This window comes from Halobacillus faecis (assembly GCF_007991335.1).
In the GTDB taxonomy this organism is placed as follows: Bacteria; Bacillota; Bacilli; order Bacillales; family Halobacillaceae; genus Halobacillus; species Halobacillus faecis.
This window is the reverse complement of the sequence record NZ_BJYD01000026.1, coordinates 137,076-150,978: the sequence shown is the minus strand read 5'-3', so window position 1 is coordinate 150,978 and position 13,903 is coordinate 137,076. Positions and strand designations below refer to the sequence as shown.

The 13,903-nt window shown below is 44.3% G+C and carries 9 protein-coding genes; 8 read left to right on the top strand and 1 reads right to left on the bottom strand.

The genetic code is table 11. The annotated features are described in order from the left end of the window. Positions 1-176 precede the first annotated feature (176 nt). A complete protein-coding gene (locus HFA01_RS14330; RefSeq protein ID WP_146817419.1) occupies positions 177-1,262 on the top strand; it encodes a glycosyltransferase family 4 protein in 1,086 nt (361 codons plus the stop codon). Positions 1,263-1,299: 37 nt separating this feature from the next. Here the strand turns inward: HFA01_RS14330 and HFA01_RS14325 are convergent, their stop codons facing one another. After that, a complete protein-coding gene (locus HFA01_RS14325) occupies positions 1,300-2,316 on the bottom strand; it encodes a GNAT family N-acetyltransferase (RefSeq protein WP_146817406.1) in 1,017 nt (338 codons plus the stop codon). A gap of 502 nt (positions 2,317-2,818) precedes the next feature. Here HFA01_RS14325 and HFA01_RS14320 point away from each other — a divergent pair. The 7 genes from HFA01_RS14320 to HFA01_RS14290 all read left to right on the top strand — a co-directional run bounded on the left by HFA01_RS14320 (position 2,819) and on the right by HFA01_RS14290 (position 13,897). After that, the gene (locus tag HFA01_RS14320) at positions 2,819-4,096 is read left to right on the top strand and encodes a nucleotide sugar dehydrogenase (protein WP_146817404.1); all 1,278 of its coding nucleotides are present in this window, start codon (positions 2,819-2,821) and stop codon (positions 4,094-4,096) included. Positions 4,097-4,108: 12 nt separating this feature from the next. Further along, entirely contained in the window at positions 4,109-4,819 is a 711-nt protein-coding gene (locus HFA01_RS14315; RefSeq protein ID WP_146817402.1) for a WecB/TagA/CpsF family glycosyltransferase, read from the top strand. 587 nt (positions 4,820-5,406) lie between these two features. After that, the gene (locus HFA01_RS14310) at positions 5,407-7,632 is read left to right on the top strand and encodes a cell wall-binding repeat-containing protein (RefSeq protein ID WP_146817400.1); all 2,226 of its coding nucleotides are present in this window, start codon (positions 5,407-5,409) and stop codon (positions 7,630-7,632) included. Positions 7,633-7,667: 35 nt separating this feature from the next. Further along, entirely contained in the window at positions 7,668-8,546 is an 879-nt protein-coding gene (locus HFA01_RS14305; RefSeq protein ID WP_146817398.1) for a DUF4050 domain-containing protein, read from the top strand. Between the two features lie 20 nt (positions 8,547-8,566). After that, positions 8,567-10,948: a cell wall-binding repeat-containing protein gene (locus HFA01_RS14300; RefSeq protein ID WP_146817396.1), complete on the top strand. Its 2,382-nt coding sequence runs from the start codon at positions 8,567-8,569 to the stop codon at positions 10,946-10,948. A gap of 529 nt (positions 10,949-11,477) precedes the next feature. Continuing rightward, positions 11,478-13,004, top strand: coding sequence for a murein biosynthesis integral membrane protein MurJ (gene murJ / locus HFA01_RS14295; protein WP_146817394.1), 1,527 nt, complete (start codon positions 11,478-11,480; stop codon positions 13,002-13,004). Continuing rightward, positions 13,001-13,897: a PIG-L deacetylase family protein gene (locus tag HFA01_RS14290; RefSeq protein WP_146817392.1), complete on the top strand. Its 897-nt coding sequence runs from the start codon at positions 13,001-13,003 to the stop codon at positions 13,895-13,897. The genes murJ and HFA01_RS14290 overlap by 4 nt, the downstream gene beginning before the upstream one ends. Positions 13,898-13,903 lie beyond the last annotated feature (6 nt).

The following is a 13,903-nucleotide window of genomic DNA, read 5'->3' as shown; positions in this document are numbered from 1 at the left end:
ATCGATCATTTAATCGAACAACTTCAACAATAATGAAGAAACAAGCATCGCCACAGTGGACAAGGTGTGCGATGTTTTTTGTGCGTTGATGTACATAACAGAGCTCTATACCTCCACCTATCTATGTTATAATTTTAACCGCTCAGAGGAAACTTAAGATGTAAGTGAGGATTATTATGAATATCTATGTAGACATTATGATTGCTATAGTTTTGTCAATGGCTGTTAGTTTCATTCTTGTTTTTCCTGTTATGAAACTTGCAGTGAAGTGGAAAATGATGGATTACCCCGAAATGAGGAAAATTCATAAGGAAATCACACCGAGGATGGGTGGACTGGCCATCTTTGGAGGGGCTGTGGCTGGTATGCTTTACATTCGCCCAGATCTTCCTTATCTCATTCCTATTTGTATAGGGGCATTTATTATCGTTCTTACAGGTCTCCTGGATGATCGCTACCAGATTCGACCTTTATTCAAGCTATTAGGCCAAGTGGCGGCGGCAGGCGTTCTCATCTTTGCTGGGTTGAAGATTGATGTCTTGAGTGTTCCATTCATTGGGATGGTGTCGTTAAGTGATCCTATCAGTATTATCTTTACGTTCGTTTGGATTATTGGAATTACCAATGCGATTAACTTGATTGATGGATTGGACGGGCTGGCCGCTGGTGTTTCAACCATCTCATTGATCAGCATTGCCGTAATGGCACTCGCAATCGAGCCTCAGGTGGCGATCGTGTACTTGTGTGTCGTCTTGATCGGAAGCAATATTGGTTTCTTATTTCATAATTTTCACCCTGCCTCCATCTATATGGGAGATACGGGTTCATTGTTTCTCGGTTATTCCATGGCCGTCATTTCTATGGTCGGCTTGTTTAAGAATGTCACATTGTTCAGCTTTGTCATTCCAATCATCGTGTTAGCCATTCCCGTTTTTGATACGTTGTTCTCGATTGTACGGAGACTGATCAATAAACAGAAGATTATGATGCCGGATAATAAACACATCCATTATCAAATCCTGGAAGCAGGGTTCAGCCATAGAGCTACAGTCTTGATTATCTATGCGTTCAGTGCCGTTTTCGGCTTGCTTGCGTTGCTGTTCTCTCTCACATCTTTTGGGATCTCATTAATGATTACTTTTATCATATTATTCTTACTCCATCTGTTTGCAGAGATGACAGGAGTAGTGTATCGAGGAAAACGTCCAGTGATCGGGCTATTTTCTAAGACACAAAGAGAAAAAGACCGGGATAAATCATAAAAGAAGCTCGTTGACGGACGGCGTCAACGAGCTTTTTTTAATAGGAGTCCACATCTCCAGGAGTGATAAACCATTGGTCGGCATTGTCCATCGTACTTAGTGAGGGGTCAATGGCTTTTCCGACGAGTGGCATGGGACTGTCTTTATGGATGAATCCATCTTGTTTTAAAGTGTTGGCGGCAAGCGTGTGGGGCAAAGCCCAGGATTGAATCACATCTGTATCTTTCAATTCAGTACGGGCAGCCGCTAACAGCACCGGCCATAACTGCTCATCTTCGGCAAGCCAATCCACCACCATACCGTTCATAAAGGAACCGGATTTTTGATGAGTGACCACATACCCGAGTAAGCGGCTTTCCTTGTAAATCCCAATCACTTTATATTTGTTTTCAGGATGGTCAAAGTAACGGTAGTTTAAATAAGCGGCGTCCCGCACGACCACCCCCTGGGCCACTTGTTTTGATCTTTTAGCCAATTGATCAAACTCTTCCTCACACCGCTTCACTTCTTTCACTTCATATCCATCGGTATGAAAGTTCGATTTTCTAAACGATTGAAGGATTCGATCCAATGGTTTGAAAAGGGCAAGTGGTGAGAATTTGGCAGCCAGCAGATGGACTGGTTTCTGGATCAACATCCAGCGAGGCATGTCTGTCAGATGACTGGCTCCTGTGTAACGTAAAAACAGCTCTTTCGCTTTGGGTGCGGGGAATCCATACAGATAGTCGATGCCATCCTCTTGGGCTTCCGTGATCAGCGCATCATTCAGCTTTTTATAAACCCCTTTTCCACGCGCATCCGGATCGACCATTGTATCAACACGAAGGCCTACTTTTTTCCTTTCTCCGTTCAAATAGGCATCTGTCACCCACAGGCTGATATGACCGAGAATTTGATTCTCTTCCTCGAATACTAGAATGAAGGGGCGTTCCTGTTTAGGGTTATCTATGAATTTCCACTTCCACGTAGCAAGTGGACGTGTATGGTTGAATGTTTTCTTAAAAAGGGATTGGATCTGGTCTTCGTCTCCCTTATGGTACCGTCGAACTGTCATCATTTGTCGTCCTTTCTTTGTAAAGCATACTTCATAAGAGTATATCAAAAAAATTCTCCTCCGCGCATGACCACTTCATTACAAGTTTTTGACTTTTCATTTAAGATTGGAAGGAAGAATAGCGCACTTGAAATGAATCAGATATAATGAAAAGTGGAAAGTATCGACTTTTTTTATTGGCCATACATTTATAAAATTCCGTTCTATGAATCCATGGTCGACACCCTTTCCGCGCCTGCATGAAAGTCTAATGACTTTCTACAAGGTTTGCCTTTTCGCATTAAATGACGTTTAAAGAAACAACCAGGACGGGAAGAGGGAAGTGGATGAAAAATGTCGAGTTCAATCCATAAATGTGTCATTAATGACAGAAAACGTCATAAAGTTCCAAGTTTAACGAATGCTATAAAGAACAGTAAGAACGGAAAGATGAATAAATAAATTTTATATGAAAATATATGTCTACGGAGTGTAGGTGCAAGAGAAAGGGAGTATTTGTTGTATGAAAAAGTCACTGTGTGTGGTTGGTTTAGGCTATATCGGTCTTCCGACTTCCGTCATGTTTGCAATTCACGGCCATAAAGTCCATGGGGTGGATGTCAATCAGAAAGCTGTTGAAATGATCAACGCCAAACAGCTTCATATAGAAGAGAACGGACTGCAGGAACGGTTAGAAGAAGCGGTTGATGCCGGGAACTTTAAAGCATCTATGGAACCGACGGAAGCAGATGTTTTCGTTATTGCTGTTCCATCCCCGATCAGGGAAGACAAAACAGCCAACCTGGATTATGTCCGCAAAGCGACCGAAGCCATTGTTCCTTTCGTTAAAGAAGGAAACCTGGTGATCCTTGAATCGACCGTGCCTCCACGGACAGTGGAAGACGTGATGCTGCCTGTACTTGAGAAAACCGGTCTTGAAATCGGGGAAGAGCTCTTCGTCTCTCATTCACCGGAACGCGTGATTCCAGGGAAGGTTTTTCAGGAGCTCGTGGATAACGACCGAATCGTCGGCGGGATCAATGAGGCGTCTTCTCAAATGACGAAAGAGTTGTACGAGTCCTTTGTTAAGGGTGAGATTCACCTGACGGACGCTACGACGGCTGAAATGGCTAAGGTCATCGAAAACACATACCGTGATGTGAACATTGCTTTCGCCAATGAACTCGCTATGATCAGCGACCGCATCGGCGTGAACTCCTGGGAAGCGATCAAGCTTGCCAATTATCACCCGCGCGTCAACATTCATACGCCTGGTCCAGGTGTAGGGGGACATTGTATTGCTGTAGATCCTTGGTTCCTTGCAGAGCTTCAACCAGATCTTGCACAGATTATCCAATTGTCCCGCAACACGAACGACAACATGCCTGTGTACACAGCAAACCAAGTGGAGAAATTGATGAAAGATCAGTTTATCCAGGATCCAAAGGTGGCCCTTTTCGGACTATCTTTCAAAGCGAACATTGATGACCATCGTGAGAGTCCTTCCTTGAAGGTCATTTTAGAGCTCGTGGAGCGGGGGATCAGCTTTACGACCTATGATCCTCATATTAAGGAAAACATCGCTTCCAACCAGACGCAGGATATGGAAGAAGCTTTGGAAGGAGCCGACATTCTTGTTGTATTGACAGATCATGATGAATTCAAAGCTCTAGCCCCAGCCTCTATTAAAGAAAATATGAGCAACCGTGTTGTTCTTGATACGAAAAACTGCCTGAATCTCGATGACTGGAAAGAAGCCGGGTTCGTAACGAAGCGCCTCGGCGATTCCAAGAATGTATAAAAAGGTGACGATATGAAAGAACGGTTTTTAGGTGTGGATGTCAGTAGTCATTCATACGAACAGTTAAAGAAGAATGTCATAGACGACATCAATCATAAGAAACAGTCATTCATCGTGGCGATCAATCCGGAGAAGATTTTGAAAGCCCAGCAGGATGAGAATTTGAGGAATCTCTTAAACAAAGCCACCTATCAAATTCCTGATGGCGTTGGTGTCCTGGTCGCTTCCCGCTTGAAGAAAGGAAACATCAAGGAACGCGTAACCGGAATCGATATGCTGTTGACCCTTTGTGAACAGGCGGAAGAGCATGGCAAATCGGTCTTTCTTTACGGAGCGAAGCCAGGGATTGCAGAAGAGGCGAAAGAGGAACTGGTACGAAAATATCCCGGGTTGAAGATTGCCGGTGTTTTAGACGGCTATGAAAAAGATGAACAAAAAGTCATCCAGACCATCAACGAATCTCAGGCCGACATTCTTTTCGTGGCCCTCGGCAGTCCGAAGCAGGAATACTGGATTGTTGATCATATGGATGAATTGAATGTGAGCATCTTTCAAGGCGTAGGTGGATCGTTTGATGTCATATCAGGGAGAATCAAGAGAGCGCCCGACTTCTTCCTTCGTTTCGGTTTAGAGTGGTTGTACAGGCTCATTGCTGAACCCTGGCGGATCAAAAGACAGATCAAACTCCCTGCCTTCCTGTTGAAAGTATGGAGAGATAAATAAAAAGAGCAGCTGCATCAAGCAGCTGCTCTTTTTTGTGTATGTATGTGCTTTATTCCAACCATCTACTTTATTCCCAACCAACGAGAATCTAGTACAATCTTTCCAGAAATGGCATGATACTTTTGGACGGATTCATGAAAATGAATAAAAGTTAGCAAAGGAACGGTTGTTAGTTACATTTTCGTTATATATAATTACATATTGTAATTCGTTTGACTAAATTCGACATATTCATACCACATCATTAATAAAATGATAAAAATTTCCGGGTGTGTTCAACATTCGACTTGAATCGTCCGATATTACATATAGGAAGAGATTCTTATAATCTTTGAAAAACTAGATAGAATTTGTGATGTTTCCATTGGGTGCTTGTTCAATTTTACCTTTAATTCATACCTGTCCATTCCTACCCTATAATTACACTACCCGATCTAAAATAAACTGAAACATACATAAACAACCCGAGTAGAACATCGTGCGCATTCAATAAAACATATGAGGTGGTAAGCAAAAGAGAGAAACATTTTTCAACTGGATGATCTTACATGAAAACTAAGAATTTATAACCCTATTAGGAGGCTATTATGAGAAGACTGTATATGTTGTTGTTCTTTGCGCTCTTTTCTCTCTTTGTACTTTATCCTGCTGCGGAAGCGAGTGCAGAGAAGACTGTTGTTATTGACCCGGGTCACGGCGGAAGGTTTTCAGGTACGACTGGTTACTCTGGAGGATCTACAGGTTATTATGAAAAGCATTTTAACTTGGAAGTCGGAAAGAAACTATACGATGCTTTGAAAGCAAAAGGTTACAACGTACATATGACACGCACCACAGACAGCCATTTTGCCTATAGTTTACATGAAGATTTGCAGGCGAGGGTCGACTTTTCAGATCAATCAGCGAATAACGATCATGATAATGCGATCTTCCTTTCCCTTCACTCCAATGCACTGCCATCGAACCCTTACATGAGTGGCTATGAAACCTATTATTTTGATATGAGTAATAGGGACTCGGTCTATCCGCCGTCTCCAGAACAGATAGAATATGCTCCTGAAAGTAAGCGTCTCGCACAAACGATGCATCGTCATATTCTCGATGGAACACCGCTTGGAGAAGGACGAGGGATGGTTCCGAGTAATTTATATGTAACAAGAAAGGCTGTCATGCCGGCAGCTTTGCTGGAGTTCGGTTACATGTCGAACCCGACGGAAGAAAAGCTTATTAAAACGGACAGCTTCCAGGAAAAAGCGGTACAATCCGTGACCGAAGCGGTCGACAGCTATTTCAGCGTCTATGAAGTATTCGACCACGAAGGCAGCAAAGTCAAGCTGACTGCTGAAAAAGAAGAAGCGATCAACCATGCCGAAAGCATGGGAAATGCGTATGTTTTTGATAAGTACGAGCAGGAAATCATCTATGAAAATATGAGTGAACGATATGGCGTTTATCATAAAACGGATCAATCGAAGGACCGCCTGTTTATGTCCCGTGATGAAGCGGTCGACTTTGCGCAGAATTCCAATGATGTAAGAGTCGTAGATAACGAGCAGGGAGAAGTGATCTGGTCAGATTACTTAGCCAAAGCTTACGAAGTAAGTCACCCTTCTCATGGCGTCTTGAAGGAGACCCATAGTTTAGAAGAAGCCTTGGATTACGCGGGAGATTGGAAAAATACCGCTGTCCTCGACAAAGAAAAAGATGAAGTGATCTGGAGCAATTATTTAAGTGAAGACTTCGAAGTCGTTCATTCAGAAAAAGGTATATTGAACACGTTCTACCGTGAGGAAAAAGCGATTGCCTATGCGGAAGAATGGAAGAATACGAAGGTCAGAAACCGTACAACTGAAGAAATCCTGTGGGATAATACCTCTTCTGACTATCAGTATCTATTCAACACATCTGAACTAGCCGGGAAAGATCGAATCAAGACGGCTATTGAAGTCTCCAAGAGTCTATACCCGAACGGTTTTGATGGAGATGACGAACGTACCGTTGTTCTAGCGACAGCGTTTGAATTTGCAGATGCCCTTTCTGCAGGACCATTGGCAGCTGAACTCGGCAATGCACCGATTCTACTAAATCGTGATGACCGTCTTGATCCTGCTGTAGTGGAAGAACTGAAAAGACTGAAGGCAAATAAAGTTGTCATTCTCGGTGGAACCAATGCCATCTCAGAAAAAGTTCAAAATGAACTAAGCAGTCACGTTTCTGTTGAACGTATTTCCGGTAAAGATCGCATTCAATCCAATCTAGAAATTAACCAACGTTTGTCTGATGTGGAGGGCGTATTTGTTGCCTCAAGTACGAGTTTCCCTGATGCACTAGAGGCATCTTCTGTAGCAGCGGCTAACGGATGGGCCATTGTTTTGACAGACCAGGAGAAAATGACGGAAGAAAGTCTGCAGTTTCTTCATGGCAAGGAAGTAGCCATTCTTGGAGGAACAGCGGTAGTTTCTGAAGAAGTGGAAGAGACATTGATTGAACGTAACGGTGGGGATCGTGTGGTCCGTTTGTCTGGCATAAATCGTTACGAAACTGTAGCAGCTACCATCGACTATTTCAAAGACGACATGCGTTCGAACACGATGCTTGTAGCGACCGGCCGTAATTATCCGGATGCATTGACGGCATCTGCCATTTCAGCCCGCACGAAAGCGCCACTCGTTTTAGTAGGAGACGACTTGAATCCAGAACTTCAAAAAACGTTGAACTGGTATGGAGCTGAAAATGTTGTTCAAAACCTCCAAGTGATCGGCGGAGTCGTGGACAACGCTCAACGTGATGAAATCGCTGGTTACCTCAAATAAGAAAGCATCTTGGATACAGCAAAGGAGAGGTGTCGATGAAGAAACTGTTAACCATCATGCTGTCCGTCGCTTTTATTTTAAGCGCCTGTGCAGCAGAGGTGGATCCCGAAAGCCTGGAAACTGACCAGGCCGACCAAGGAGCAGCTGTAGAATTTGAAGAAGAACCTGCAGAGGCTGAGGAAACACAGCAGACTGAAAAAGCAGAAGAGGAAAACGAAGCCAAGGAACAGGAAGAAAGCACAGCTTCTACTGAGCCAGAGGAAGAAAAAAACACAGATTCCGGAGAAGCAGCAGCGAGTGAAGATTCAGACGAAGGAACAGAAGAACCAGAGGAAGACACGGTCGAAGCTTCAGGGGATGAAACTTCTTCTGAAGAAGAAACAAAAGAAGAGCAGACGTCAAACGTTGGTATGAAAGCCTACATGCCAAAAGAGCCCATGACGAAGACGTTTATGCAGAATGATGAATATGAAGCGGTTTACGAAATTGTAGACATCCAAGGTAATTATGTTCAACAGGTCATCACATTCGGAGATATGGTCACCCTTCAAGTCCTGGAGTGGACAGAAGGTACCGTTTCCGTTGTCTATGAAGAGTACAACCCGGAAGATACAGCGAGCATGCTGGATGGATTCGAGCCGGTGGAGACGGTAAATGTGCTGATGGATGTGACGCAATCAAGCCAATCCGATAGTTCATTTAAGCTCATAGATGAAAATCAGACAACGTCTACACCCGTACGTGAATTTGAAAACGTGTTGGTTGTACAGAAGATAGAAAAAGCGGATTCATCCGGAGCTGAAGTCCGGTCTACGTTCCACTATGCCCCTGACTATGGATTGATTAAAGAAAAAGTCGAGGACAAAGGCGAGAATGGGTACACCATGAACTCCGAATTGATAGATATTAAGTAACTATGAAAAGGACGGTATGAATGTTAAGAAAATTGATTACTTCAACTTCCGTGTTAGTAGCCACAAGTCTTTTGCTTCCTGCAGCGATCAATGCCGAACAATCGGAATCATGGGTCGTAGAGGAGAGCAAAGAATCGATCCAGTTGAATGAAACGACGGATGTAAATGTCGTTAGGAATGAACTGGAGACGACGATTCAGATTGAACAAAATGGACAAACCGTTATAGAAGAAACAGAACAACTGGCTGAAGTCACGGATGTCTATTATGTCGGTGAAGAAGCTCTCGTTGTCGTTTATAGAGCCGGAGGATCGGCGAGCAGCTTGTATTTTGATGTTTACGACATCACTCAGGCTGGAATAGAAAAAGTCTATGAATCTCAAAGTTATGATCGAGCTACGATTGATTTTAACGAAGCTCAACTAGAAATCTCCTATCCTGAATATGATCAGGATGACGTCAGTACAGAGCCATCGGCGATGTTGAATGATGTCTACACCATTGGAACAGGAGAAGTGACGAAAAAAGAAGGGCAGGAGAAGTTTTCTGCTCAAAGTCTTGTCACGACCCAAAGCAGCACAGAAGTCGATGAGAAGTATGAAAACCCGAGCTATGCAGAGATTAACCGCATGCTCACAGAAGAAGCCAAGAACTTCAACATCCCTCCTGAAATTGTCAAAGCGATCGCTTTCCAGGAAAGCGGCTGGCAGCAATACTGGGGGCCGGATCGAACGCCTGTCGAACATTACGAAAGCCAATGTACAGAAGAGAAAACCCGTGGAATGTCATGGGATGGAACCAACCTGAAACTTGGCTATGATTGTATCGGGATCGGCATCATGCAGGTGTCTGACTATCGATTCATCACGGATGATCAAGAGCGTCAGGAAGAAATTACGAAACTGGCGACAGACATTCGTTACAATATCCGTGAAGGATTGAAAATTCTTGAGACGAAGTGGAATTATGCTGACCATGACTTAATTCCAACTGTAAACAGTGGGGATAGAGAGGCGATTGAGAACTGGTACTTTGCTATCCTCGCTTATAATGGTTTATCTCAAAGGAACGACCCGATTGCGAACGGATATATCGCATATCAGGAGAAAATTTTCAGCCGGATTAAGAGCTATGGTTTGCTTAATCTGACTCCATTCCCGACACACAAACTGAACCCGGATTCAGATAGTCTGCTTTCTTTCGGTGTCGATAATGTAGACACAGAGGGACCAGTGCACGAGTCCAAGCATTACTTCCTGCCAGGGGAGAAGGTTTATGTAACAGCAGGAAGTTTAAATCTCCGTCAATCTCCGAATGGTCTGGTCGTTACCGGACTGTCCCAAGGGGACGCGTTGACGATCACAGATGTTCCAGTAGGATCAGACAGCAATACCCAGCACTGGATGTGGTACCCGGTTGAAACAGCGGGTGGCGTAAAAGGGTATGTGGCATCAAGCTATTTATCCAAAAAGCGCGAACCGAACGCTTACCGCCTCTCAGGCATCAATCGATATGAAACAAGTGCAGCCCTTTCAAACTTTGGGTGGCACTGGAACAACCCTGATGTAGCCGTGATCGGCCGCGGAGACCTGCCAATTGATTCATTGACAGGAAGCGTGCTTGCTTCTTATTACGATGCTCCGCTCCTTCTTACTCAGACGAACGAACTGCCTGAGACGGTGAACAAAGAATTGAAGCGGATAGGTCCTTCGAAGATTTACCTGCTTGGAAGCGAAGCAGCAGTTTCTTCTACTGTCGAAACCCAATTGAAGAATGAATATGGCGCTGGCAATGTCGTCCGTCTGTCTGGTAAAACTCGATTTGAAACGGCGTATGAAGTCGCTGATGAGTTGAGCAGCAATATCAATGTGGATGAAATTTTCATCACGACATCTGATGAGACCTCTCCAGATGCTTTGTCCATCGCATCGTATGCAGGACAGGAAAACACACCGATTCTTATAACACTTCCTTATCGACTGGAAGACCAGATCGTGAAGTTCATCGAAGAAAATGGCGTTGAAAAAGCAACGATTATCGGTGGAACAGGAGCTGTTCACAAGAAGGTGGAAGAAGAGTTGAAATCTGTAGTGAGTGAAGTCGAGCGTGTATCCGGCGACGATCGCTACAGCACAAGTGTTGAAATTGCCGATCGCTATTTCAACGATCGAAGAATTGAAGATGTATTTTTCGCAAGAGGTCAAGTGATTGTAGACGCCCTGGCAGCTTCTCCAATGGCAGCTTCCTATGAGTCACCAATCATTCTGACAAGAACGGACAATGTCCCATCAAGTGTTAGAAAGTATATCCAGGGGCTGCCAATCAGTCCGAAACAATATTACTTAGGCGGAGACGCAGCCATTTCTGATGACACAGCTTATGAGCTCCTAAAAATCCGCTAACCACCCAAGAACGGCCTTCCTCACGAAGGTCGTTTTTTCTATCTACTATTAATCTTCAGATTTATAAACTGGCTTTGGTAAGTAATAGACGTGATTATAAAGCTCTCACAACCGATACTCCTGGTTTGGTTGTTTGAATTCCAGCACCTATCTCAAGCTGGAAAACGGCTTATCAGTCAGTGGTTTCGAGGGGCTTATATGGCAAAAGGACGGAGGGGAATGGCGAGACTCCTGCGGGAAGCGAGTCATTCCCCGAAGCCCTATCTACTCATTAAAAGTCTTGAAACAAGGTCCTCTATAACAGAGAGACTCTCAAAAACTACAGGGGAGATAGTAAATAGAAGGTTTAGACTAGAGCGGCGTGGGAATACGGAGTGGGTGCATGGTTGTGGTGGTTTTGTATGATAATGGAAAAGATATGACCGAACGATTACGATTCCATTAAGGTTATGGTAAAATCGAAAAGTATGGACTATAGTTATACATAGCATTCTACTCCAGTGGTTTTGCAATAAGAGAGGGTTAGAAATTGAAATCTAAATTAGGCTTAGCAAGTATACTATTTATCGGCGCGACCTTGATCCTTAAAGTGTCCGGACTGCTCCGTGACATGGTCATCGCCTACTACTTCGGTGACAGTTACATCGCCGATGCGTACCTGGCTGCCTTCATCATTCCGAACATGCTGATTTTGTTCATGCAGAACGGGATGAAGAATGCACTCGTGCCCAGTTATATCGATGCCAAAGAAGAAAAGCGCGGCAAATCCCATTTGGGACAAGTGTTTAAAGGGACAGCAGGATTAGCATTCGTCTTTTCCATTCTCGGAATGCTCCTTGCCCCGCTGATGATCCGGCTATTCTACCCGGACTTTAGTGAACCAGCGACAGAAATCGCGACATGGGTAACGGTGATTTTCTTCTCCTGTATCGCATTTGTCGGAATGAATTCCGTTTTAGAAGCTTTTTTCGATGCGGAGAACAAATTTGCCTTATCGATTGTCTCCCAGATTATCGTTATTTTAAGTTCCATTCTCGGAGCTTTTCTGTTTGCCAATCAAATCGGAGCCTATTCGCTGGCCTTCGGGTACCTGGCCGGAACAATCTTCTCTTTGATCTTCAAGTCCTTCATTGTCATCCCGCAAAGGGCGCTGTCACTGAAACAAAAGATGGATTGGCCTGAGGTCAGGAAGTTTTACTGGGTGTTCCTGCCCGTTGGATTGACAGTAGCGGTTGGCCAGGTGAACCTGATGGTCGGATCTATATTCGCCAGTTACCAAGGCGAAGGGGCCGTCACGTATATCAACTATGCGAAGAACCTTGTGCATATGCCTCAGGGGATTTTTGGTGTGACCATTGCCACCATCATCTTCCCGATGTTATCCAAAGCGATTACGACAAACGATACAGGGCAGTTTAAAAAAGGGATCGAGAAAGGCCTCACAACCATGTACCTCGTCCTCCTGCCTGCGATCATCGGCATGATGCTTTTGATGCCGAATCTGATTGAGCTTTTTTATGAACGAGGAGCCTTTAACAATTCAGCGACAGCTGCTACATCTCAGGTTGCCTACTTTTACTTTGGTTCGGTGTTGTTTTTCAGCTTGAATAACATCATCAACAAAGGTTTTTATACGATGAAAAAAGGTCACCTGATTTTGATCATCAGCCTCGGTTCCATTCTATTAAACATCGTGTTCAACTTTATTTTCGCAGAATGGCTTGGGTACTTAGGGATCCCGCTTGCCGCATCTCTGATGGCTCTCTTCTATACAGGGGCCTGCCTGATTGTATTTGTGAAACTCGTGGGTGGACTAGACTTTAAGTACATCACGATCGATTATACCAAAATTACAGCAGCAGCACTCGTCATGAGTGGAGCGGTTCTTGGGCTGCAGCAGGGAATCGGCAACTTCCCGAACCTTGTCCAGATCATCCTCGTAGCCATTGTAGGTGCAATCGCTTTTGCAACAACGGCTTTCCTATTAAAAGCGGATGCCTTTCTGTTCTTATTGAATCAAGTGCGAAGACGCAAAAAGAAAGGAGGAGTCTCATGAATAAAAAAGAACTACTCATGAACGCTGTAAGACCCGTCAATGCGCCGGTCACGAACGTAATTCTGGGCCGGCATTACAGCGGGGACATGGAAGCAGTCAAAAATGAGAAAGTAAATAATGTGCTTGTCCTCGCTCCTCATATGGATGATGAGACGATCGGGCCAGGAGGGACGCTGAGACAGCATGCGGAACAAGGCGCGAACATCCATTGCCTGTTCATCACAGACGGGGGCAGCAGTGTTTCCGACCGTAGTGCGGAAGAGCTGATGGCTCTCCGTCGCAATGAGATTGACAAGGTCCAGGAAATCCTTGGTTTGGCGAGTGTCACGTACATGAACCAGCCGGATGGACAAGTGAAGAGTACAAGAGAAAGCATGGAACTGTTGAAAGAGAAAATCAACACGATCCAGCCTGAACTTATCTACTGTACACCGTATATCGATGCGCATGTAGATCATACGGCTACAGCGAAACTTCTGAGCGATACGCTTAAGGAGATGGAAAACTTCAAAGGGAACATTCGCATGTACGAAATCAACTGTGCGTTCCCACCGAGTGCCATTAATGTTCTTGTCGATACATCGGCCCAACATGCGAAAAAAGTCGAAGCGACAGAGGTGTTTGACTCTCAGGCGATCGCTTTCGATGGTTTTCTCAGACTGAATCAATACAAAGGGAAGCTGGCTGAACCGAATGTTCAAACAGCAGAAGGTTTTGTCCAATGGGACCGCCGTGGTTTCATTAACCACTGCGAAACGTTGGAGAAGATGGAATACAATTTCCCACGAAGCTTCAAACAGGTCAACAGGACCGATACATTATTATGGGCGATTTTTAAGAATTACGCCATGAAGAAAGATTTGTACCGAAAAACGTCAAACCCTTCAACATAGAAAAGA